Source organism: Micromonospora sp. C95 (assembly GCF_018070465.1).
Lineage (GTDB): Bacteria > Actinomycetota > Actinomycetes > Mycobacteriales > Micromonosporaceae > Micromonospora.
Window position 1 is genome coordinate 73,717 of record NZ_JAGPXT010000017.1, and the last position, 22,702, is coordinate 96,418.

At 72.1% G+C, this 22,702-nt stretch carries 22 protein-coding genes and 1 pseudogene; 13 read left to right on the top strand and 10 right to left on the bottom strand.

The genetic code is table 11. The features are described from left to right. Window positions 1-2: 2 nt before the first annotated feature. Both KBX00_RS19420 and KBX00_RS19425 read right to left on the bottom strand, forming a co-directional pair. Window positions 3-458: an ABA4-like family protein gene (locus tag KBX00_RS19420; RefSeq protein ID WP_210828986.1), complete on the bottom strand. Its 456-nt coding sequence runs from the start codon at window positions 456-458 to the stop codon at window positions 3-5. Next, entirely contained in the window at window positions 455-1,468 is a 1,014-nt protein-coding gene (locus KBX00_RS19425) for a hypothetical protein (RefSeq protein ID WP_301548241.1), read from the bottom strand. The genes KBX00_RS19420 and KBX00_RS19425 overlap by 4 nt, the downstream gene beginning before the upstream one ends. A 467-nt stretch (window positions 1,469-1,935) precedes the next feature. Here KBX00_RS19425 and KBX00_RS19430 point away from each other — a divergent pair, with 467 nt between their 5' ends. Both KBX00_RS19430 and KBX00_RS19435 read left to right on the top strand, forming a co-directional pair. After that, on the top strand, window positions 1,936-3,015 hold the full coding sequence (locus tag KBX00_RS19430; protein WP_210828987.1) for a cellulose binding domain-containing protein: 1,080 nt from the start codon (window positions 1,936-1,938) through the stop codon (window positions 3,013-3,015). A 132-nt stretch (window positions 3,016-3,147) separates the two neighbouring features. Beyond that, on the top strand, window positions 3,148-4,137 hold the full coding sequence (locus KBX00_RS19435) for a CehA/McbA family metallohydrolase (protein WP_210828988.1): 990 nt from the start codon (window positions 3,148-3,150) through the stop codon (window positions 4,135-4,137). 84 nt (window positions 4,138-4,221) lie between these two features. Here the strand turns inward: KBX00_RS19435 and KBX00_RS19440 are convergent, their stop codons facing one another. After that, complete coding sequence (locus KBX00_RS19440) at window positions 4,222-4,839, bottom strand: hypothetical protein (protein WP_210828990.1); 618 nt, start codon at window positions 4,837-4,839, stop codon at window positions 4,222-4,224. A gap of 175 nt (window positions 4,840-5,014) precedes the next feature. Here KBX00_RS19440 and manD point away from each other — a divergent pair, with 175 nt between their 5' ends. Both manD and KBX00_RS19450 read left to right on the top strand, forming a co-directional pair. Beyond that, window positions 5,015-6,244, top strand: coding sequence for a D-mannonate dehydratase ManD (gene manD, locus KBX00_RS19445; protein WP_210828991.1), 1,230 nt, complete (start codon window positions 5,015-5,017; stop codon window positions 6,242-6,244). A gap of 230 nt (window positions 6,245-6,474) precedes the next feature. Beyond that, window positions 6,475-8,304 carry a long-chain fatty acid--CoA ligase gene (locus KBX00_RS19450; protein WP_210828993.1) on the top strand — a complete coding sequence of 610 codons (1,830 nt, stop codon included), beginning with the start codon at window positions 6,475-6,477 and terminating at the stop codon, window positions 8,302-8,304. Here the strand turns inward: KBX00_RS19450 and KBX00_RS19455 are convergent. From KBX00_RS19455 to KBX00_RS19465, 3 genes are read right to left on the bottom strand one after another with little or no spacing between them, the layout of a single operon-like run. Then, window positions 8,298-8,930 (bottom strand): lysoplasmalogenase, encoded by a 633-nt coding sequence (locus tag KBX00_RS19455; RefSeq protein ID WP_210828995.1) that lies wholly within the window; start codon window positions 8,928-8,930, stop codon window positions 8,298-8,300. The genes KBX00_RS19450 and KBX00_RS19455 overlap by 7 nt on opposite strands. A 38-nt stretch (window positions 8,931-8,968) precedes the next feature. Then, window positions 8,969-9,796 (bottom strand): sterol desaturase family protein, encoded by an 828-nt coding sequence (locus KBX00_RS19460; protein WP_210828996.1) that lies wholly within the window; start codon window positions 9,794-9,796, stop codon window positions 8,969-8,971. Further along, complete coding sequence (locus tag KBX00_RS19465; RefSeq protein WP_210828997.1) at window positions 9,793-10,509, bottom strand: FadR/GntR family transcriptional regulator; 717 nt, start codon at window positions 10,507-10,509, stop codon at window positions 9,793-9,795. Before KBX00_RS19465 ends, KBX00_RS19460 begins: the two co-directional genes overlap by 4 nt. Window positions 10,510-10,661: 152 nt before the next feature. Between KBX00_RS19465 and KBX00_RS19470 the strand changes: the two genes are divergently transcribed. Beyond that, window positions 10,662-11,978 (top strand): hypothetical protein, encoded by a 1,317-nt coding sequence (locus KBX00_RS19470; RefSeq protein WP_210828998.1) that lies wholly within the window; start codon window positions 10,662-10,664, stop codon window positions 11,976-11,978. 159 nt (window positions 11,979-12,137) lie between these two features. Next, a complete protein-coding gene (locus tag KBX00_RS19475) occupies window positions 12,138-12,830 on the top strand; it encodes a hypothetical protein (protein ID WP_210828999.1) in 693 nt (230 codons plus the stop codon). Here the strand turns inward: KBX00_RS19475 and KBX00_RS19480 are convergent. Then, window positions 12,720-13,694, bottom strand: coding sequence for a hypothetical protein (locus KBX00_RS19480; RefSeq protein WP_210829000.1), 975 nt, complete (start codon window positions 13,692-13,694; stop codon window positions 12,720-12,722). The two genes, KBX00_RS19475 and KBX00_RS19480, sit on opposite strands and share 111 nt — an antisense overlap. Between KBX00_RS19480 and KBX00_RS19485 the strand changes: the two genes are divergently transcribed. Beyond that, on the top strand, window positions 13,684-13,896 hold the full coding sequence (locus KBX00_RS19485; protein WP_210829001.1) for a hypothetical protein: 213 nt from the start codon (window positions 13,684-13,686) through the stop codon (window positions 13,894-13,896). The two genes, KBX00_RS19480 and KBX00_RS19485, sit on opposite strands and share 11 nt — an antisense overlap. A 104-nt stretch (window positions 13,897-14,000) precedes the next feature. Here KBX00_RS19485 and KBX00_RS19490 read toward each other — a convergent pair whose 3' ends face one another. Beyond that, the gene (locus KBX00_RS19490) at window positions 14,001-14,291 is read right to left on the bottom strand and encodes a hypothetical protein (RefSeq protein WP_210829002.1); all 291 of its coding nucleotides are present in this window, start codon (window positions 14,289-14,291) and stop codon (window positions 14,001-14,003) included. 238 nt (window positions 14,292-14,529) lie between these two features. Between KBX00_RS19490 and KBX00_RS19495 the strand changes: the two genes are divergently transcribed. The 5 genes and pseudogenes from KBX00_RS19495 to KBX00_RS19515 all read left to right on the top strand — a co-directional run bounded on the left by KBX00_RS19495 (window position 14,530) and on the right by KBX00_RS19515 (window position 20,793). Next, window positions 14,530-16,212 (top strand): serine/threonine-protein kinase, encoded by a 1,683-nt coding sequence (locus tag KBX00_RS19495; RefSeq protein WP_210829003.1) that lies wholly within the window; start codon window positions 14,530-14,532, stop codon window positions 16,210-16,212. Between the two features lie 46 nt (window positions 16,213-16,258). Continuing rightward, window positions 16,259-17,122 (top strand): hypothetical protein, encoded by an 864-nt coding sequence (locus tag KBX00_RS19500; protein ID WP_210829005.1) that lies wholly within the window; start codon window positions 16,259-16,261, stop codon window positions 17,120-17,122. 307 nt (window positions 17,123-17,429) lie between these two features. Further along, window positions 17,430-18,110 carry a lytic polysaccharide monooxygenase gene (locus tag KBX00_RS19505; protein WP_210829006.1) on the top strand — a complete coding sequence of 227 codons (681 nt, stop codon included), beginning with the start codon at window positions 17,430-17,432 and terminating at the stop codon, window positions 18,108-18,110. Window positions 18,111-18,262: 152 nt separating this feature from the next. Next, a pseudogene (locus KBX00_RS19510) lies at window positions 18,263-18,908 on the top strand (hypothetical protein); the annotation flags it as partial. Between the two features lie 658 nt (window positions 18,909-19,566). Continuing rightward, window positions 19,567-20,793, top strand: coding sequence for an MFS transporter (locus KBX00_RS19515; protein WP_210829073.1), 1,227 nt, complete (start codon window positions 19,567-19,569; stop codon window positions 20,791-20,793). Between the two features lie 6 nt (window positions 20,794-20,799). On the opposite strand, the gene KBX00_RS19520 is transcribed toward KBX00_RS19515, so the two are convergent. Continuing rightward, window positions 20,800-21,216, bottom strand: a complete 417-nt coding sequence (locus KBX00_RS19520; protein ID WP_307868916.1) for a YchJ family protein — start codon at window positions 21,214-21,216, stop codon at window positions 20,800-20,802. 238 nt (window positions 21,217-21,454) lie between these two features. Between KBX00_RS19520 and KBX00_RS19525 the strand changes: the two genes are divergently transcribed. Then, a complete protein-coding gene (locus tag KBX00_RS19525) occupies window positions 21,455-22,000 on the top strand; it encodes a hypothetical protein (protein WP_210829008.1) in 546 nt (181 codons plus the stop codon). On the opposite strand, the gene KBX00_RS19530 is transcribed toward KBX00_RS19525, so the two are convergent. Beyond that, window positions 21,972-22,586 (bottom strand): class F sortase, encoded by a 615-nt coding sequence (locus tag KBX00_RS19530; protein WP_210829009.1) that lies wholly within the window; start codon window positions 22,584-22,586, stop codon window positions 21,972-21,974. The genes KBX00_RS19525 and KBX00_RS19530 overlap by 29 nt on opposite strands. Window positions 22,587-22,702: the final 116 nt, after the last annotated feature.

Consider the following 22,702-nt stretch of genomic DNA (forward strand, 5'->3'; position numbering starts at 1 on the left):
CCTCAGCCTAGGCGGTGCTCGTCAGGGCCAGAAGCGGCCGTCGGGTCAGCCCATCTGGTGCGTACGACCAGATAAGCCGCCAGGCCGATCGGACCGAGCAGGATCGTCAGCAGCAACACCGGCGCCATCACCAGCGGTGGGACTGCCCGTTCCCGGCTGTCGAGCCACGCCCACCGACCCACGAACAGGTCGAAGGCGATCATGTGTGCCCAGGCCGCCGCCGCGCCGTCGGCAGTGCCCAGCAACTCCCGTACACCGTCGAGGGTGGGGTCCGTCACCGCCGGCAGTACCTCTGCGAACGCCGGGACCACCAGGATCGCGTAGATCGCCACGACCGGCGCCACGATCAGCGGTGATCGGATGATCCGGTGAGTCACCGTCCAGTTCGGCAGCAGGATCATCAGCGCCCAGAAGGGTGCCGCCACCGCGAATGTCAAGGAGAACAACGTGGCGCTCACGCGGTCACCTCCGCCTGCTCGCCATCCCCGGTGCGCCCGTCGCGACGAGCCGCGGCGCGCTGCTCACCCGGGCCCGCCGGCTGATGTTCGACCATTGTCGCCGAGAACCGGTGTCGAGCCAGCACCGCGCCGGCCGCGGCCACGGTCGCCACCGCCAGCGCCGCAGCAGCGGCCAGGGTGAGTGTGTCCGGCCGTAGCAGCGGCTGCCCGCGCAGCGCCTGCCAGGTCAGCAGTACGGTCGTCGCACCATAGCCGACGCCCATGACGAGCAGCAGCCGTGCCCGGGTCCGCTCGTCCAGCCGGCCACCGGTGAACCGGCCAAGCAGCAGCGCCAGGATCGGCAACACCTGCATCCCGTGCAGCCCCACGAAGTGCCCGATCCGCAGGTCCCCGCCGGTGGTGCTCCAGCCGACCAGCGGCAGCCCCGGCCCTCCGTCGGGCACGCCCACGCTGTGTGCCCCGGCGATGCCCTCGATCATGGGAGCCTGAGCGGGCAGGGTCATCGGCACCGCGACCAGCATGCCGAGCGCCGCCAGCCCGAGCCCCAGACCGATCGCGTATCGGCCGGCCCGGCCCGCGACCGGCTGCCGCAGCACCGCGACACCGACGACGACGTGGGCGACGAAGAGCACCATGATGGCCGCGCCCATCAGCTGCCACAGCACCGCGTTCAACGGGGTGGTCTCGTTGTAGTGGCTGGTGGTGCCGCGGATCACCTGCCCCACGATGATGCACATCTCCACCACACCCATGGCGACCACCACGGTGACCGCCCACTCCGCGACCCGGCTACGACGACGCAGCAGGGAGAGCAGCCAGGCCAGGGTGCCGCCGTACAGGACGAAGGACACCGCGAACTTGAACGGCTTGAGCCAGGCCGGCGCGCCGGTCAGGACCCGCTGGTCGGCCACGATGCCGACCGCGCAGACGACGGCGAGCACCGCCATCGCCGAGACGAAGATCATCAGTGGGCGGTGCCGGTACGCCCGCCACGACAGGTTGTCAGTCATGCCTGTAGATGCTGGATCGAGCGACTGCCCGCCGCGCCCGACCAGGAGACCCAGCCGCGGCCACTGGGTGGACCTCCACATCCTCCCTGGGTAGGGGTCCAGCGGCGGGCGTCATGTCACAGGCTCTCTCGACCGGGCAGCAAATCATCGGCGTTTGTAGATACATAATGGGCGGAGAGCTGGTCGAATCTTGTTCGTCCAGAGGTTCTTCGGCTAGCCTGCGAGTAGGAGCTCGGGCAGCTCCGAGCGCATGGATCGGCTGCGCTCGGGTGCGACGCATCGCGGCGTGCCGACCGGTCCGTGCCGGCCAGCGGCATGGTTGGCCTCCGCCGTGAGCGTATTCAGGGCACCGTCAGTGGATGGATCGTGGGCACGACCGTCCTCCGCTGCCACCGTCACCACGCATGAAGCGCCAACGGCCGTGGCGACTCGACCGACCGCAACGGATCAGATCGGGGAACGTGCCCATGCTACGAAGATTGAATGTGCCGGCGCTCTTCGCGGCTTTCGCCGCCGTCGTGGCTACCACGGCGATCGCCGCCGGCCCGACCAACGCCGCAGCCGACGCCCCAGTACGGGTGATGCCGCTCGGCGACTCGATCACCGACGGGTTCAATGTGCCCGGCGGCTACCGGATCGACCTGTGGCAGAAGCTGGTGGCCGGTGGCTACCAGGTCGACTTCGTCGGCTCGATGTCCAACGGCCCGAGCAGCCTGGGTGATCGCAACCACGAGGGCCACTCGGGGTGGACGATCGCGCAGATCGACGCCAACGTGGTCAATTGGCTGCGGGCCACCACACCCCGCACGGTGATGCTGCACATCGGGACCAACGACATGTTCGGCAACTCGTCCGGCGCACCGTCCCGGCTGTCCACGCTCATCGACAAAATCACCGCCACCGCGCCGACGGCGGATGTGTTCGTCGCCACCATCGTGCCGCTGTCCGGCGCGGACAGTCAGGTGCGCGCGTTCAACGCGGCAATACCCGGCATCGTGCAGAGCAAGGTCGACGCCGGGCGTCGCGTGCACCTGGTCGACATGTACAGCGCGTTGACGATGGCGGACCTGGCGGACGGCGTGCATCCCAACGCTCGTGGCTACAGCAAGATGGCCGCCGTCTGGTACGACGCCCTGCGGGCGGTCCCGGGTGCGATCGGCGGTGATACTCCACCTCCGACGACCGCGCCGCCGACGACACCGCCGCCCACCACTGCGCCGCCGACCACTCCACCTCCGACCACTCCGTCACCGGGGCCGGGTTGCACCGCGTCGGTGTCGCTGAATCAGTGGAACGGTGGTTTCGTGGCCACGGTCCGGGTGACCTCGGGCGGAACGTCGATAAGTGGTTGGACGGTGACCATGGCACTGCCGTCCGGCGCAACCGTCACCAACGCGTGGAACGCCAGCCGCAGCGGCAGCACCGGAACGGTCCGGTTCGCCAACGTCAGCTACAACGGCTCCGTGGCCGCTGGTCAGTCGACCGAGTTCGGTTTCCAGGGCACCGGGTCAGGGGTGGGAATGGCCCCGACGTGCTCCGCCACCTAGTGCGAGATTCCTGCCGGCTGCGGTCCGATTCGTACCGCCCGCCGCCGCCCGCGCACCGGGCGGCGGCGGGCGCCGGGACCGGCGGTGGTCTGTCGCAGTGGTGCTCCACCCCGATCAGATAAATTGCCACCCATGGCGGCCTCCCGGGGGACCAGCGAGTCGGTCTGCCCGAAGCCCGGCTGGTACCGGGGCGACGTTCACCTGCACACGACACTCTCCGCCGGCGGCGAACTCACCCCGGCGCAGCTTGCCGCCGCCGCCCGCGAGATCGGGCTGGACTTCGTCGCCACCACCGAGCACAACACCGCCGCCGGGCACGGTGACTGGAGCCGATACGCTGCCGACGACCTGCTGGTCATTCTCGGACAGGAGGTCACCACCCACACCGGGCACTGGCTCGCCCTCGGCCTCGAACCCGGGCACCAGGTCGAGTGGCGGTACGGCGTGCGCGACGACGCCATCGACGAGCAACTGGCGCAGGTCCGCCGGTCCGGTGGACTCTGCGTGGCCGCCCACCCGTACGCGCCGTACGAGTCCGGAACCCTGGCCTACCCGTACCGGTGCTTCGACGCGGTGGAGGTGTGGAATGGACAGTGGCGCTCGGACCTGCCGTGGAACGCCGACAACGAGGCGGCGGTGGCCGAATGGGGGCGCAACCTCGGCCACGACATCCATCGGGGACGGTGGTGGCCGGCGGTCGGCAACAGCGATGCCCACCTCGCCGGTCAGCTCGGCACCCCGCACACGGTGGTTCACGCCGAGGAGTTGAGCGTCGCCGCTATCCTCGCCGGCCTGCGGGCCGGCCGGAGCTGGATCGCCGGCTCCGCCGCCGTCGACCTCGCGTTCACCGCTGCGACAGGTGACCGCGTCGTCGGTGTGGGTGAGCGCCTCGACTCCGGCGGCGCACCGATCGAGGTGCGTTTGCGGGTGTCCGGGGTACCGTCGGGGACCGTCAGTCTGCACACCGAACGCGGCACCGTGCTCCAGGAGCGACTTCCCGACCACGGGGCGGGCACGATCCGTTGGCGCACCGCCGCGCGGGACAGCGGCTTCGTCCGGGCCGAGGTACGCCGTCCGGACCGGCGGATGGCGGCCCTGACCAACCCTGTCGTCCTGGCCTGACCGGCGCCGCCCGCCTCCGCAGTACCGGTCGACGTGCCGCCTGGCGACTCGGCGCGGTGCCCGCCGCGCGGTGTTCGTGGCGGCTCAGCGCGGCGCGGCGTACGCCAGCGGGGCCAGGACGTCGTCCCAGGTGCCGGTCAACGTGGCGCCGCCCGGTGCGGCGGCGGATCCGGGGCGGCGGAACACGCCCAGCTCGACGGTGTCGGTGACGATGAGCGCCGGATCTCCGTCGACCACCCGGCGCACCGTGCCGACCGTGAGCACGTCGACGGGCTGGACGTCGCTGATGATGCCCATGCTGGGCGGGCGCACCTCGCGCCGGCCGTCGACCTCGAAGTACTCGTCGGCCTGCCCGGTGCCGGCCAGGACCGCCTCGGCCAGGGTGGCCGCGTACACCGGGTCGCCGACCGCGTCGTAGACCCAGCGCCGGCCCAGCACCGAGTGCTCGGTGGTGCCCACCAGCCACTCGTCGGCGCCGTCCAGCGGTGCCGCACGGTAGGTCAACGGCACCTGGTGCACCGGCCCGTCGCCGCCGCGCACCAGGAGCGTCTCGATGCCCACCTGCCCGGCGGGGTCGTCGAACCGGTACCCGGCCACGCGCGCCACGTCGGCACCGCCGGTGTACCAGTCACGGGTCGGCAGCCAGGTCGCCAACAGTTCCAGCTTGGTGGGACGGATGTCCGCTCGGTACAACAACGCCATGTGCCGCATCGTACGCATCAGTACCGGCTTCGGCGGGTTCCCGGCTGCGGATGGCGGCGCGGCGGCGTTGTGGCCTAGCATCTCGGGCCAGTACAACGTCGAGCTCAACGCGGGTTCCCCCGACTCGCCGCCGGTGCCGCCGCCGGGTTAACGGCCCGCGGGAAAGGCACCCCTCGTGAAGATCGTGGCCGCAGACGTCATCGTCACCAGCCCGGACCGCAACTTCGTCACCCTGAAGATCACCACCGAGGACGGTCTCACCGGCCTGGGTGACGGCACGCTGAACGGACGCGAACTCTCCGTCGCCTCGTATCTGCGCGACCACGTGGTGCCGTTGCTGCTCGGGCGCGACGCCCACCGCATCGAGGACGCCTGGCAGTTCCTGTACCGCTCGGCGTACTGGCGGCGTGGACCGGTCACCATGGCCGCCATCGCCGCCGTCGACGTCGCGCTCTGGGACATCAAGGCGAAGGCCGCGGGGATGCCGCTCTACCAGCTACTCGGCGGCGCGTCCCGGACCGGCGTCATGGCGTACGGGCACGCCTCCGGGCGGGACCTGCCGGAGCTGTTCGACTCCATCCGGGCGCATCTCGATCTCGGCTTCCGATCGATCCGGGTGCAGACCTCCGTGCCCGGCATCAACGCCGTGTACGGGGTGGCCACCCAGCCCAGCGCCGACGGCACGCGGTACGACTACGAGCCGGCGCAACGCACGCCGTTGCCGGCCGAGGAGGACTGGGACACCCGGGCGTACCTGCGCCACCTGCCCGGCGTCTTCGAGGCCGTCCGCAACGAGTTCGGGCCCGAGCTGCCGCTGCTGCACGACGGGCACCACCGGATGACCCCGATCCAGGCCGCGAGGCTGGGCAGGGCCCTCGAACCGTACGACCTGTTCTGGCTGGAGGACTGCACCCCGGCGGAGAACCAGGAGGCGCTGCGGCTGGTCCGGCAGCACACCACCACGCCCCTGGCGATCGGCGAGGTCTTCAACACCGTCTGGGACTACCAGACCCTGATCCGGGAACAGTTGATCGACTACGTACGCTCCGCGGTCACCCACACCGGCGGCATCACCGCGATGCGTAAGCTGCTCGACTTCGCCGCGCAGTACCAGATCAAGTCCGGCATCCACGGGCCGACCGACATCTCGCCGGTCGGCATGGCCGCCGCGCTCCACCTCGACCTGGCCATCCACAACTTCGGCATCCAGGAGTACATGCGGCACGGCGCGCTCACCAACGAGGTGTTCCGTAAGTCGTTCACGTTCACCGACGGCTACCTGCACCCGGGCGAGCAGCCGGGTCTCGGCGTCGAACTGGACGAGGAGGCCGCCGCCCGGTTCCCGTACCAACCGGCGTACCTGCCGTTCAACCGGCTCCAGGACGGCACCGTCCACGACTGGTGACCGCCCCCGCCCGGCACTCGTCGATCTTGCACTTTCTGTCCCCGCGAAAGCCGCGAAAGGGTTGTTTCGCCGACCGGAACTGCAAGATCGACGAAGTGGGGGTGGGGGCGGTAGCACGGGGTGGGATGGTGCGGGGTGGATTCGGGGGTTCTGGGGGTGCGGCGCGTGGGGGGAGTTCAGCATCTGTTCGGGTGGCCTTGGTTGGGTGACGTAACGGCAGGTGGGCGGGCGTGCGGGAGACAGCGGTCGAGCCGGTCGTCGGTGGCGACGACGCCGGCCTGGCGGAGCAGGTGTGGCGCAACGCGGCCGAGGATCCGGACGCGGTGCAGTTCGTCCGGCCCGCCCCGGACCCGAGGTCGTGGCCGGTGCGGCGGTCGGGGCGCGGCGGCGCTCTGCCGGTGACCTGTCGGCAGTTCCGGGACGACGTGGCGGCGGTGGCCCGTGGTTTCGTCGCCGCCGGGATCGCCCACGGCGACCGGGTCGGGTTGCTCAGCCGCACCCGGTACGAGTGGACGCTCGTCGACTACGCGCTCTGGTCGATCGGCGCGGTGACCGTGCCGATCTACGACACCTCCAGTGCCGAACAGATCCGCTGGATGCTCGGCGACTCCGGTGCGGTCGGCTGCGTGCTGGAGACCGCCGACCACGCCTTCGCCGTGGCCGATCTACGACCGGAACTGCCCGAGCTGCGGCAGACCTGGCGTATCGACGCCGGTGAGCTGATCGAGTTGGTGGCGCGGGGCCGCGCCGTCGACGCCGCCGAGGTGGAGGCCCGCCGAGCCGCCGTCACCGGCGACGATCTCGCCACCATCGTGTACACCAGCGGGACCACCGGCCCGCCGAAGGGCTGCGTGCTGGCCCACCGTAACCTGTCCGCCGACATCGGCAACGCCACGGCGGTGCTGCCCGAACTGCTTCATCCGGGTGCGTCGACGGTGCTGTTCCTGCCATTGGCGCACGCCTTCGCCCGGCTGATCCAGATCGGCATGGTGCACAACCGCGCCACCATGGTGCACAGTGCCGACATCTCCGGGGTGCTCGACCAGCTACGCCGGTTCCGGCCCACCTTCATCCTGGCCGTGCCCCGGATGTTCGAGAAGATGCGCGACCAGGCCCGCCACACCGCCGAGGACGCGCACCGAGGCTGGCTGTTCGGCCTCGCCGAGCGGGTGGCCGTGCGGTACAGCCGCGCGCTGGACACCCCGGGCGGGCCCGGGAAGCTGCTCCGCCTGGCGCACCTGGTGTTCGATCTCGCCGTGTACCGCCGGTTGCGTGCGACGCTCGGCGGGCGGTGCCGGATGGCCATCGTGGGTGGCGCGCCGCTGGGCGAGCGGCTGGGGCACTTCTTCCGGGGCGCGGGCATCACGGTGCTGGAAGGGTACGGGTTGACCGAGACCTCCCCGGCGCTGACCGCGAACCTGCCGACGGCGATGCGGATCGGCACGGTCGGACGACCGCTGCCGGGGGTACGGATCCGCATCGCCGACGACGGCGAGGTCCACGCCCGGGGCGAGGTGGTGTTCGGCGGTTACTGGAACAACCCGGAGGCCACCCGGGCGACGTTGACCGACGACGGCTGGCTGCGCACCGGTGACCTGGGCACGATCGACGACGACGGTTTCCTGCGGATCACCGGACGGACCAAGGACATCATGGTCACGGCCGCCGGCAAGAACCTCGCGCCCGCGCCGATCGAGGAGCGGATCCGGTCGCATCCGCTGGTCAGTCAGGTGATGCTGGTCGCCGACGGCCGACCGTACCCCGCCGCCCTGGTGACGGTGGACCCGCAGTCCTGGACGCGCTGGCGGGAGCAGCACGGACACCCCGGGGCGTCGGTGTCCGCGCTGCGGGACGACTCGGAGCTACGTGACGAGATCCAGGTCGCGATCGACCGGGCCAACCGGAGCGTCTCCCGGGCCGAGCAGGTCAAGACCTTCCGGATCCTGCACCGGGATCTGACCGAGGCGGACGGGGAACTCACCCCCACGCTCAAAATCAAGCGGGAGGCCGTGCAGGACCACTTCGCCGATGAGGTCGCCGCCCTCTACCGCGGTCACTGAGGTCGGTGCCGGGTCGCCGCCGCCCAGCCGGTGCTGATCAGGAACAACGCGGCGCTGTAGGTCGCCATCACCAGCACGCCGTGTCCGGGCACCGTCGTACCGGCCGCGCCGAGGCCGATCAGCAGGTCCGAGAAGAGGAACAGCGCGCCGCCGAGCGCGACCCGCCGGCCGAGGGCGGTGGCGGCCGCCGCCATCAGGCTCAGCGCCAGGCTGTACCCGAGCACGGGTAGCCGCAGCTCGCCCAGCCGTGGCCACAGCACCGCGTTCGCCACCGCCCACAGCGCCAGATACCCGGTCACCGCCGCCGGTCGGGCCCGGCGGTGACCGGCGAAGGCGGTGATGAGCGCCAGTTGCGTACCGAGGAAACAGCCCATGCCGACCAGGAACGCGGTCTCCGACGGCACCAGCAGCGCGACGTCCCCGGCGGTGGCGAGGACCAGCCCGACCGCGATCGGGACGTCCGCCGCGCGGATCCGCCACAGCCAGGCCAGCAGCAGCGGTGCCAACAGCGGCTTGACCACCCACTGCACCGGGGGGACGTCGGTGGCGACGGCGACCAGTTCGACACCCGCCACGACGGCGAACGTCCAGAGCAGCGCCGTGTCCCGGTGCGGCCGTTCGGCCACGGGTCGCCACCCTGGGCCGGTGCTGCTCGTCGCGGCGGTCACCGGGCCGGCTGCCAGCCCGGACGGCGCAGCAGGTAGCCGACCAGCTCCCGCCACGAGCCGGCGGTGCGCAGGTCCCGCCAGATCGCCGCGTACTCGTGGGTGGCCACCCGCAGCGGGTTGTAGGTGCCGATGTTCTTGGTCAGGCCGTACCGGACCGCGTCCCCCTCGGCCTGGAAGGAGCCGAAGAGCCGGTCCCAGACGATCAGGATGCCGCCGTAGTTGCGGTCCAGGTACTCGGCGTTCGAGCCGTGGTGCACCCGGTGGTGCGAGGGAGTGTTGAACAGCAGTTCGATCGGTCGAGGCAGCACGCTGATCCGCTCGGTGTGCAGGAAGAACTGGTAGAGCAGGCTGATCGACTGCTGAAGGAAGATCATCCACGGGGGGATGCCGAGCAGGGCCAGGCCGAGCCAGAACGGCAGCGAGGTCATCGGCGTCCAGCTCTGCCGCAGCGCGGTGGAGAAGTTGAAGAACACGCTGGAGTGGTGCACCACGTGTCCCGCCCACAGCAGCCGCACCTCGTGGTGCGCCCGGTGGAACCAGTAGTAGGCGAAGTCGTCGGCGAAGAACAACAGCACCCAGACCCACCAGTCGCCGGGGGAAAGTTGCCACGGCGAGATCGTGTACGCGGCGGCGTACAGCCCGATCGTGAGCAGCTTCCACGGCACACCGATGACCTGGCTGCCGGCGCCCATGGTCAGGCTGGTGGCGGTGTCCCGGGCCTCGTAGCCGCGCTCGGCGTCGTCGGGCGCGAACCGGTACGACAGCGCCTCGACGGTGATGAGCAGCAGGAACGCGGGGATGGCGTAGAGCACGGCGGGGATCATGCTCGGCTGTCCTTTCTGGTCGGGGCGGTGAGCGCGGCGGTGAGCAGGGACCGGGCCTGGTCGGCGGCCTCGACGTCCCGGCCGTCGGCGATGGCCGAGGCCAACCGGCGGTGCCCGGTGACGTCGAGCAGTTCGGTGGCGCGCCGTTGCGGCGGCACCTCGGCCACCGCCAGGGCACCGGCCACCAGGCTGTTGAAGGCCAGCAGGTACGCGGTGTTGCCGCAGCCGTCCAGGATGAGCCGCCACACGGCGATGTTGGCCTCACCCATCGCGGTCAGGTCGGGCGCGAGGTCGGCGAACTCCTCGACCGCCCGTACGATCCGTCGTCGCGCCACGTCGTCGGCGCGCCGGGCGCAGAGGCGGGCAGCGTCCACGCCGATACAGGCCCGCATGTCCATCATGTCGCGGACCAGGGTGGCGACCGGTAGGACGTCGCCGGAGCGTACGAGTGACAGTGCGAGGTCCAGGCCGGCGTGCACCCGCCAGTCCAGCACCCGGGTGGCTCCGCCCTGACTGACTCGGACCAGACCGAGCTGCTGCAACCGCCGCAGCGCCTCCCGTACCGCGTGCCGGTTCACCTCGAAGGCCGCGGCCAACTCCCGTTCGCCGGGCAGGGCGTCGTCGGTGCGGTACGTGCCGCTGACGATGGCGTCGCGCAGCTGTCCGAAAACCAGGTCGGAGACGGAGGCCCGGGTGACGGGAACGAATGCCATGCCGGGCAGTGTGGCTCAGCACACATCAACCCGTCAACTGGTTGGACCAGTCGCCGGCCGGTCGGATCGACACGCCCGTGACCCGTGACCGCGCTGTCGCGGTGAGTTATGGTGCGTTCGCGGCGGGTGGCGGTCGGGTACGGGAGGCGCCGGTGACGAGACGACGGCGTGGCCTGGTCCGGGTGGTCCTGCGACTCGGGTTCCTGACGGTGGTCGCCGGGGCGGCGTGGTACGCCTACGACGTCACCTCGACCGATGTCGCCCAGGCCGCCGGAGAACCGCCGGCCGCCGCTCAGGACGCACCGGCCCCCCGTGGCCCCGGCCTCGTCCGGGCCCTGCTCACCCCGGTGCTCGCGGCGGATCCGCCCGCCCCGGAGCCCGCCGCGCCGCCCCCGCCACAGGCGGCCGATCCGCCTGCGGCCGACCCGCCCGACGAGCGCTCAGGGCGGCCTGCGCCCGCGCCACCCACGGGCGAGGCGCCCCCGAAGCCGCCGGCACCGACGGCCCCCGCCGACCCGGCACCGCCGGGGGACAAGCCTGCACCGCCCGCCGATGCCGGGCCGCCGGCCGGTGGGCAGCCGCCGCAGGACACCTCGCCGCCGCCAGTACCGATGCCCCCGGTCAGGCCCGGCCCACACCCGACCTATCCGGCCACGTCGATCCCGGCTTCCGCGGAGCCGGTGCCACCTCGGGCCGGTCCCGGCCGGGCGGACCAGGCGCCGCCAGCCGGCCGCCTGGTCGGATCACCGGTCCCGAGCGGGCCGGACGACCGATCTGCGGAGAAGGCGGCACGGCTGCTCGGGCCACTGCCCGAGGCGGTACGTGACGAGGTGGCCGCCGTGGTCGCTGCCGCCGGGCCACTCGCGGACCCGCTGCTCGCCGTCCTCGAGGAACTCCTGGGTTCCGGGTCGCCGCCGCTGGAGCCCATAGTTGTCGGCCTGGATCCTGTCCTGGCACCAATCGGCGACCTGCTGGAACCGGTGCTCGACATCCTGGAACCAGGCGACGGCCCACCCCAGCCCGCCCCGGCGCCGACGCCTACCGATCCGACCCCCCAACCCGATCCGGATCCCACCGCACCGGAAGCGGGAGTCGACCCCATGCTGCCGGGCGGTCCGGTCCGAGCCGACCCCGACCCGACAAACGCGCGGCTGATCCGCCCCGGCGACCAGGTCATCGGCCAAAGGTACGGAGGTTCGTCAGCATCGCTGTCGCGAGCCATGGCGGCAACCGCCGCCGACGGAGAGCACGACCGGGACCGGCAGGCCGAGCGCACGCCGGGGCAGCCACCCCCGCCACCGGCACCCGGCACCAGCGGCGCCGAGCAGGCCCCGATCCCGCCGAACGGCCCGGCCGACACGGCGGCGGGCGCGTGGTCGCCGCCTGCGGTCAGCAGCAGGTTGACCCGCCTGCCGCATACCCGGCACCAGCCCTCCCGCTCGCCGCGCCCACGCAGTCGGCCAGCTTGACCGCAGGGCCCGCCACCTACCGCCGCCACGTCTGTCGTGGTCGCGCGGCGCGACACCCGACGCCGGCCGTAACCAGCTGACGTCCCCGGCCGCCCGCACAACGCGCGGTGCCGGCCTCCACCACCATCCTTGCGACTTCACGCCCCACCAGGAGTACCCATGCACGTCACCCTGCCGGTCAACCGCGCCCGATGGCGCGACCTCGACTGGATCGTCGACCTGCTCACCGCCACGATCGTCCCGACCTCCCTCGGCACGTGGCTGGTGCCCGACGAGCGGCGACGCCCGGCCGTGATCGCCGCCGCGGCCCGCATCTGGACCGAGCACGCCCTGCTGTTCGGCGACACGTTCCTGCTCAAGGACGGCACCGCCGCCACCGTCTGGTTCCACCGCTATCGCCCGATCCCGCCGCCACCTCGCTACGACGAGCGACTCGACGAGGCGGCCGGCGACCATGCCCGGCGGTTCCGGTGGTTCGACCAGGCCCTCCACCGGCTGCGGCCCGACGAGCCGCACAACCATCTCGCGTTCCTCGCCGCGCCACCGGACGCCAACCGGACCGGTCAGGCTGCCGCCGTCCTCGCCGGCAGCCATCGGTACATGGACAGCCTCGGCCTGCCCACCTACGCCGAGGTGCACCGTAGCGACGACATCCGCCTCTACCGCCGGCTGGGCTACCGCAGTCGGCACCGTCTGACCAGGCCCGACGGTCAGGTGACGAACGTGCTCTGGAAGCCGACGTCACGGGTTCGGTCCGGACCGCTTCCGGGGCCGGTGCGACGCCACGAACCTGGCGGACCGCCGGCACCGGCCCGGACGGTAGTGATGGTCGACGGCGGCATGCGGTCCTGACCGACACGACTGGTCCGGCGGACGAGTGTCCGGTGGGCAGCCGGTGCGGGCGGGTCGCTCCGCCCGCACCGGCATCAGGCTCGGCGGTCCCGCCCGGGCCACCCCGCGACGTCCCGCGCCCTCAACCGGCAGCCCGACCGGCCGCAGCGCCGTAGCCGCTGCCGCCATCACCAGCGGTATCGCCGCCATGAGCACGCCCTGCACGATGATCCAGTGGGTGATCCGGGAGATCTCCGCCGCCGACGGCACCGGCAGGCACCACCCGGGATCCGTCACGCTGGCGAGGCAGTAGGCCGGCACGCCGAGCAAAAAGTAGCCGCCGCCAGCGAGCAACCCGCTGACCACGGCGGCCAGCACCGCCGCGGCCGGGCGCAACGGGCCCCGCCCGAGCGCCGGCACGACGACCGCGACCGCCACGGCAAGCGACCCGGCCGCGATGACGCTGTTGCCGATGACCGTGGCGTAAGGCTCCCCGGCAGTTCCGGGCGGCGGCGTGCTCCGGGCGCCGACGGGTAGCACCAGCGGGGCCAGCAGGGGCAGCGCCGCCGCCACCCCGGCCGCGACTGCCCCGGTGCAGAGCCCGACCAGGACCGCCCGGCGCAGCGGTGACGCCACCTCGGCACGTCGCCGAGCGGCGAGCACCGGCACCAGCCACAGCAGCGTCAGCACCGGCAGGGGCAGCGGATGGAACACGATTCGGATCGCCGGGCCCAACTCGCCGCCGACGATCATGGCCGTCGTCGCGTACCACTGGGGACCGGTCGCGGGCCTGATGCCCGGCCTGAGCGCGAAACCGTAGGTGACCTCGGCGAGCGGCAGCCAGACGGTGAGGGCAGTGCCTGCGACCAGCGCCGTGGCGATCACCGTGGCCGGCGCCCAACCCGGCGGCGGCCCAGCGGTGTTGACCGGTGAAGGCCGGCCGCAGGCAGGCGCGGAGTTCCGCCTGGACCACGATCCGATCGGCGTCGCCGATGCCGCCCTCGGCGGCCAACCGCGCCACCGCCTCCACGAACGCCGCGTCACAGGCAGCGACCTGCCGTTCCAGGCGTTCCGCCGTTTCCGGTAGTTGCATCGGGAAGGAGAAGGAAGATCAACAGGGTGGCGGCGATGATCGCGCCGATCAGCAGAGCGAATCAGACCGCGGTGGGCTGTGATCGTACGGCCGGACGGTCACCGCCGTGGGGCGACGCGGTCTGGAAGGTCAGCGTGGGTCCCGCCGAGCACGCCCCGACCGACCACGGCGTCGGCGATGAGCGCCGCCTGCTCGGGTGCCACCCCGCCTCGTCGGGCGACCTGCTCGACGATCCGGCGGAGTTCCGTCCACTCCTCGGGGGTCAGCTCCAGCGGTTCGGTCTTTGATTCGGCTGCTCTGCCGCGAAAGAGGCGGCGCAGCGCGTCGGCGGTGACCTGAAGCCCCCGGCGTATTCCTACACCGACGACGTAGCGCACCGCCTCGGTCATCGCCGCCAGCGCGACCGGTGTCTCGCCTGGGCCCGCTGCCGGTCGGGTCAGCGTTGTCCGGTCGGCCGCATCGGGCGCAGCGGAAGGCCGCCGACCGTGCCCACCGGACGACTCGCCAGGTGGCCACCCGGTGAGGTCGGTGCACCCGCCGAGCCGATGGCGTCACCGGCGGCGGTGGCGATAATGGTGGCGTGTTCAGCGGCACCGTTCACTTGCGCGTGGCGCGGATAGTGGCGACATGAACGGTTGGCAGGTCTCCGGCTACACCTCGGTCCGTCGGCTCGGTGCCGGGGCCTCCGGCAGCGTCGATCTCGCCGTGCACGACGCCACCGGTACCGCGGTGGCGATCAAGTATCTGATTACCGGGCCCGACGACGACCTGTTGCGGGCCGACTTCCGGGACGAGGCGCGGCTGCTCGCCGACATCGACGACCCGTACATCTGTCGCCTCTACGAGTACGTCGAGGCGTCCGGTGGGGCGGCGATCGTGATGGAGTTGGTCAACGGCGTGTCGCTGCGTCAGATGCTGCGTGCGCAGGGCCCTACTACACCGGAGTCGGCGCTCTGCGTGCTCAAGGGCTCCCTGGCCGGGCTCGGTGCGGCGCACGCGCGCGGCGTGGTGCATCGTGACTACAAACCCGAGAACGTGCTGGTGACCGCCGAGGGCACGAGCAAGCTCGCCGATTTCGGCATCGCCATGCCGGTCGGTGCCGCCTCCGGTGGCACTGTCACCGGCACCCCCCGCTACATGGCTCCCGAGCAGTGGTCCGGTGCGCCGGCCAGCCCGGCCTGCGACATCTACGCCGCCACCGCCACCTTCTTCGAGTGCCTCACCGGCCACCCGCCGTTCGACGGGCGGGATCTGGCCACGCTGCGCCGGCAGCACATCCGTGCGCCGATCCCCACCGATCGGGCGCCGCGCCCGGTGCACGGCCTGCTGCGCGACGGGATGGCCAAGCGGCCCGACGACCGTCCACAGCCCGCGCAGGTCTTCCTCGCCAGCCTGGAGGAGGTAGCCGCCGGTGCCTACGGGAACGACTGGGAGGAACGTGGGTGGCGCGAGTTGGCTCGCCGGGCAGCGCTGCTGGCGGCCCTGTTTCCGTTCCCGGACGGCAGCGATGGCGGCATCAGCGTGGCCGGCACGGCGGTCGGTGCCCATGCGTCGACACCGGTGGGTGAGACCCCCGACCGATCCGTACCTCGGCGGACCGGACAATCCCGGGTGGCGCTGGTCGGGTCCGGCCTGGTGGCCGCGATGCTGGTCGGCGTCGCCGGGCTCAGCTACGCCGGGAAGGACGAGCCACCGTCGGTCGGAGCGGCGGCCACCGAGGCCCGCACGGATCTGACCGCCGGGAGCGTCCCGACTGTCGGAGTTCCGGCCGCACCGCAGCCGACGCCCACATCCGACGAGCCGACGGTCGGCACCCCCGGTCCACCCACCCCGACCGGTACGGGGACCGTCCCGACGGGCGGCACAACGGTCGAGCCGAGCCCGTCGGTGCGTCCGGCGGGCGACTCACCGACCGCGACGCCGGTGCCCACGTCGTCCACCAGTCCTGCATCACCGTCGGACACCACCGCGCCCACCGTCGACCGGGTCACCGCGAGTCCGACCGAACTGGATCCGGCGGGCTGCCCGTTCGGGCCGACCGCGAGCACGGTCACCGCGCTCGTCGCCGACGACCGTACCGACTCGGGTGAGCTGCGGGTCCGTCTGCGCTACACGCTCGAGAAGCGGTCGTACGAGCAGAACATGGCTCAGCTGCGTGGCGGCCAGTTCCGGGGCGTGCTCGGCGACCTGCCCAAACCTGAAGCGACCACGCGGATTCCGGTCGCGGTCCTGGCCACCGACGCCGCCGGTAACACCACCACCGGTGCGACGGTGCACGTGACGCTCTACTCCTTCTGTACGCCCGGCTGACCAGCCGCCCCCACCCAGGCCCGCGACGAACGCAGGAGACGACAGCGTGAATCAGCCGGACGACGCCACGGAGGCCCTGCCCACCCAACGGGTACCGGCCGAGCCGACCGTCACCCTGCCCGCACACCCACCGTCCGTGACCGCACCGACGGTGTCGCTCGATGGTGCGGAGCCGACGGTGTCGCTCGATGGTGCGGAGCCGACGGTGTCGCTCGATGGTGCGGAGCCGACGGTGTCGCTCGATGGTGCGGAGCCGACGGTGTCGCTCGATGGTGCGGAGCCGACGCTGTCGCTCGATGGTGCGGAGCCGACGCTGCCGCTGGGTGGGGCCGGGAGAGACACGACGGCGGCGAAGGTCACGGTGAGTACGCGTACCGGCGGCACGGCCCTGCCCGCGCCCACCGTCGGGCCCGGCGGTGAGCTGCGATTCGGTCCCGGCGTGCCGGTCGCCCCGCCAGCGGCACCGGCCTGGCCGGCACCACCCGCGCCGCCGCGCCGGCCGTCGCCCTGGCGTCGATTGACCACCGTGCTCTCCGCGCTGCTGAGCCTCGCGCTGCTGACCGCGGCGGGGTTGTGGATCTGGCAGCGACTCAGCCCGCTGGAGATCGGCGATGTCACCGCGAGCGTGCCCCGACCGGCCGGCGCACGCTGCGACGTCACCGTCGACGTGGTCGCCACCGTGCGGACCAACGGCCGTGCGGGCGTGATCGAGTATCAGTGGCTGCGGACCGGCGGCGCGCCAGGTGCCCTGCTCACCGAGCGCGTCGGTCGGGGACAGCGTAGCGTCACGCTGACGTTGCGCTGGTCGTTCACCGGGGTCGGTAGCACCACGGAGACCGCGACGGTGAACATCGTGTCGCCGGCACCGGCGCAGGCGGCGACCGAGGTCCGCTACGCCTGTCCAGGCTGACTCCGACAGCCACACCGACATCCGCCTCTGGAACGAGCCGGCCCCGACGCCGCCCTCGTACGATGAATCGTGGGCCGTCAACAACCGAAAGTTTCGATCCGGGACGTCGTTCGGATGATCGGGTGGGTGGCGGAGTGGGTCATCGTCGCAGCACAGATGCGGCATTGGTGCCCTTCACGGTGACTCGGGCCGGCTCGGGACACAGTGGCACCAATTAAGATCATTGTTGACATTTATGCGACTCGATGCTTGTCTGGCGATGGAAGCGCTCCCATCCACCGACACCACCAAGGAACGGAGGACGCACATGCGTTCACGCAAGCCTGATCAGAGCGGCGGACGGTCCCGGTCAGCCGTCCGCCAGCCCCTTCGGGCGTTTGCCGTGCTGCTCGCGATGATCGTCGGCGTGCTGCCCTGGGCCAGCCCGGTCCAGGCCCACGGCACCATCATCAACCCGGCCTCCCGTGCCTACCAGTGCTGGCAGAGCTGGGGCAGCCAGCACACCAACCCGGCCATGCAACAGCAGGACCCCATGTGTTGGCAGGCGTTCCAGGCCAACCCCGACACCATGTGGAACTGGATGAGCGCGCTGCGGGACGGTCTGGGCGGTAACTTCCAGGGCCGCACCCCCGACGGGCAACTGTGCAGCAACGGGCTGTCCAGGAACAACAGCCTGAACCAGCCGGGTGCGTGGCGGACGACGAACGTGAGCGGCAACTTCACGGTCCAGCTCTACGACCAGGCCAGCCACGGCGCCGACTTCTTCCGCGTCTACGTCAGCAAGCAGGGCTTCGACCCCACCACCCAGCAGCTCGGCTGGGGCAACCTCGACTTCATCACGCAGACCGGCAGGTACGCGCCCGCGCAGAACATCTCGTTCAACGTCTCGACCTCCGGGTACACCGGACGCCACATCGTCTTCGTCATCTGGCAGGCTTCGCACCTCGACCAGGCGTACATGTGGTGCAGTGACGTGAACTTCGTCTGATCGACCAGCTCCACAACCCGTCCCACCGCTCCGGCCCAGGACCTGTCGTCCTGGGCCGGAGCGGTCATGCGGGCGCAGTCCGGTGTTTTCGTTCTGGAGCAGGCGGGTAGGTCGGGCCGGACGAACCACCTGCCCCTGTGGAGGACCATCCGATGCGAGACGACTTCGGTGACGCGGTGGGGGACACCCTCCGCTCCATACTTCTCTTCCTGCCCAAGGCGCTCGCCTTCGTGGCCATCCTGGTGGTCGGCTGGCTGCTGGCCAAGGCGGCCCTGAAGCTGGTCGACCGGCTGCTCGAACGGGTCGGCTTCGACCGCGCGGTCGAACGCGGCGGCATCCGTCGGGCCCTGGCCCGATCCCGCTACGACGCAAGTGACATCGTCGCCCGGCTGGCCTACTACGGGATCCTGCTGCTCACCCTCTACCTGGCCTTCGGCGTCTGGGGGCCGAACCCGATCTCCGACCTGATCGGTGGCGTCATCGCCTGGCTGCCCCGCGCCTTCGTGGCGATCGTCATCGTGGTCGTCGCCGCCGCCATCGCCAGCGCGGTGAAGGACATCATCTCCGGCGCGCTCGGCGGGTTGTCCTACGGCCGGCTGCTGGCCACCGTCGCCTCGGCGTTCATTCTCGGTCTCGGCGTCATCGCCGCGCTCAACCAGATCGGCGTCGCCACCGCGGTGACCACGCCGGTGCTGGTCGCCGTGCTGGCCACCATCGGCGGCATCCTCGTGGTCGGCGTCGGCGGGGGGCTGGTGCGGCCGATGCAGAGCCGGTGGGATTCCTGGCTCGCCCGGGCCGAGCAGGAGTCACGGACCATCGCCGAGCACGCCCGGGCGTACTCCGCCAGCCGCCGGGAAACCGACGAGCAGCCCGCCGAACCCGCACCGACCAGCGCCGCCCCGCACACCTCCCACCCGGTCACCGGTGACGTGGCCGACCCTGCCGCACCGACCGCCGCCGGCTCGTCGTCCGTCGACGACCCGGAGGCGACCCAGGTCGTCACCGGACGTCCCCTCGATTCCGACGAGACCCAGGTCGTCACCGGGCCGGCCGTCGATCCCGACGCGACCACGCCGCTGCCACGCCAGAGCCCGGCCCCGACGCAGCCCGGGCCGGCGGAGTCCTCGACGTCGCCGGACAACGACCCGGACGCCACCCAGGTGGTCCCCCCGAACCCGCCGCAGGTGCCGGCACCGCGCGACTCCGCCGACAGCGACTCGACGATCGTGCTGCCGAAGACCGGCGAGCAGCGCTGACCGACGGGCGGGACGGGACCGGTGCCGGTCCCGTCCCGCCCGAGCTGGTCGTCACGCCCGAATCACCCGTGCGGAACCGCCGAGTGTGGCGTTAGCATCAGCGCCATGACCTGGCGACATTGATCCGTCAATCGAGGCCGTGGGCCGCCACGGACACCGTGACACAGGTGTCCGTGACCCATCCCACCCGAAAGGCCCCGATGACCCCGCCCTCGCCGCGTGCCCGCCGCCTGGCCGGCACGCTCTACGCGTACGCGTTTCTCACCGACCTGGTGCTGCTCTACCCGGTGTACGCACTGCTCTTCGCCGACACCGGCCTGTCGGTCGGGCAGATCTCCTCGCTGTTCGTCATCTGGTCGCTGGCCAGCATCGCGCTGGAGGTGCCGTCCGGCGCCTGGGCCGACGCGACCTCCCGACGGCGAATGCTCTGCCTCGCGCCGCTGTGCACCGCCGTCGGCTTCGCCCTGTGGACCGTCGTACCGTCCTACCCGGCGTTCGCCGCCGGCTTCGTCCTCTGGGGAGCCGGCGGCGCGCTCGTCTCCGGCGCGACGGAGGCGCTGGTCTTCGACGAACTCGACCGACTCGGTGCCGCCGACCGGTACGCCCGCGTCATCGGCCGGGCGCGCACCGCCGGCACCGTCGGGGTACTGGGGTCGATCGTGCTGGCCGCTCCGGTGCTCGGCTTCGGTGGCTATCCGGCGGTCGGCGCGGCAAGCGTCGCGGCCTGCCTGCTCGCCGGGGCCGTCGCGGTCCGCTTCCCCGAACACCGCCGGGCCGCGACGACACCCGACCCGGATGAGGACGAACTCGGCTGGTGGCAGGGGCTGCGCGCGGGGGTCGCCGAGGCCCGTGGCAACCGGACCGTACGCCGGGCGGTGCTGCTCGTCGCCGGGGTCGGTGCCGTCTGGGGCGCCCTGGACGAGTACACGCCGCTGCTGGCCCGCGACACCGGAGTAGCGCTGACCACCGTGCCGCTGCTGCTGCTGATCGTCACGGTCGGGCAGATCGCCGGCGGTCTGCTCGCTCCGGTCGGTCAGCGGTTGGGCAGTCGCGGCTACGCGGTGCTGCTGGCCGGCTCGGCGCTGGCCCTGGCCGGGGGTTCGCTGGCGGGTCACCCGGCCTGGTTCGCTCTGGTGGCGGTGGCGTTCTGCGGCCTGCAACTGGCCTCGGTGCTGGCCGACGCGCGGCTACAGGCCCGGATCACCGGGCCGGGGCGGGCCACCGTCACCTCGCTCGCCGGCATGGGCACCGACCTGACGATCATCGTGGTGTACGGCGGGTACGGTCTGGTCGCCACCATCGCGGGTAACCCGGTGGCGTTCGCGGTCGCCGCCGTGCCGTACCTGTTGATCGCGGCGGCACTGGCGATCCGGCCGGCCGGCGACCGGAGACCGCTCGTGCCGGTGGGAGGCGACCTCGGGCGGTGACCAGCCTCAGCCGAGGTCGTCGTCCAGGTAGACCCATCGGCCGTCCTCGCGGACGAAGCGGCTGCGTTCGGTCACCGTGCCCGGCTCGCGTCCTTCCCGATAGTGGGCCCGGAACTCCACGGTGCCGGTGCTGTCGAACAGGCCACCGCCGTCGGTGTCGAGCACCTCCAGCCGGGTCCAGCGCTGGGCGGGGTCGAGGTGCAGCCGTGGGGGCCGGGTACGGGAGTGCCAGCTGCGCAGCAGGTAGTCCGGGTCGCCGACGGCGAAGGCCGCGTACCGGGACCGCATCAGCGCTTCCGCCGTGGGCGCGTCGGCCTCGCCCCGGTGCAGCCGTCCGCAGCAGTCCGCGTAGGGCAGGCCCTGCCCGCACGGGCACGTCCCGGTCACCTCGCCGCCGGCCGGTCGTCTGTCTCGTGTGGCCACCTCGCCATCCTTCCGGTCGCGGCGTCGGCCACCGCCACCGGGGCGGGTCGCCGTCAACGCCGACCGGCAGCGGAACCGTCGGGCAACCGTCGCCACGGCTACGGCCGTCCGGACGTCGGCGCTGGACGTGCCCGGTGCAGACCGTCCCCATCAGCGGGTCCAGGCCGGCGGCCGGCTCGCTCGGGCCCTGTCTTCCCGGCGTTCTCTCCGGCGTGCCGGTCAGCGGGTTCCGGTGCGGGTGCCCCGACGATTGCCGAACGACTCCATCGTGGTGGCCCGCTTCGCCGGCGCCGGGCTGGCGGAGCGGGACCGGGACGCGGCGGCCTGGGAGGCCGAGGTCTTCCTGGTCGGTGCCCGCTTCGTACCCGTGGCCCTGCCGGCCGGTGCGGTCGCGCCGGATGACCTCGCCGCCGTGGCCTTCTTCGCGGGTGCCTTCTTGACCGGGGCGGTCTTCGCCGCGGTCGCCTTGGCGGTCGGGCGGCGGGCCGGGGTGGCGGTGGCGGAGACGGCCTTCTTGCGGGCGACGCGGGAACTCGTCGGGGTGGGCTTGGTGCCGGGCGTCTTCGCGGCGGTGGCCCCGGTGGCCCGCTTTGCCGCCGTGGCCGCCTTCTTCGCCGCCACCTTCCGCGGCGGCGGGCCGCCCTTGCCCGCGCCGGTCCGTTTGCTGGCCCGTGCTGCCTGCGCCATCGTCGCTCCTTGCCGAATCTGCCGTTGGCGACGGGTCTTCCCGGCGCCCCGCCGGTCAAACGCGGGGTTCACGCTGCCCTGGTGGCGAACACGATGACGTTGTCGGCGTACGCGCCGGTGTCCTGGTCGAACCGGCCGCCGCAGGTGATCAGGCGGAGACCCGCCGCGTCGCCCGGACCGTAGACCAGATCGGTGGGGAACCGGTTCTTCCGATACGCCTCGACCCCGTGCACGGCGAAGCGCACCAGCCGGGCGTCGTTCCGGACGATCTCGATGGTGTCCCCGGGACGCAGCCGTCCCAGGTCGAAGAAGACGGCCGGCCCGTCGGGGGAGTCCACATGACCCACCAGCACCGCGTTGCCGGTCTCTCCCGGACTGACTCCGAGTCGGTACCAGCCCGCCGCGTCCGGGCGGTCCAGCGGCGGCACCTCCAGCGCCCCGGCGGCGTCGGCGGCGACGGACATCAACGGTGCCTGAAGGTCGATGGCGGGGATGCGTACCTCGACGGGCGTGGCTCGGGGCAGCGGTGGCAGGCGTGGCGCTGGCACCGTCCGGTGCCCAGCGGCAGTACCGTCCGGTTGCGGTGGTCGCACCGGCAGCCCCGCCACACCCGCGCCGACCAGCGCGAGGCCGGCCACCGCGAGCGCCGCGACCAGGAGACGGCCCAACTGGTACGCCCGCACGGGAACCTCCGTTCGCCGGTGCCCGCGAGGGGCGGCTCGGAACTCCGCCTGCCGGTGTCACCTCGGGTGCCCGCACCGTGCAGCACGGTACGGGCACCCGTCGCAGGATGGGATGG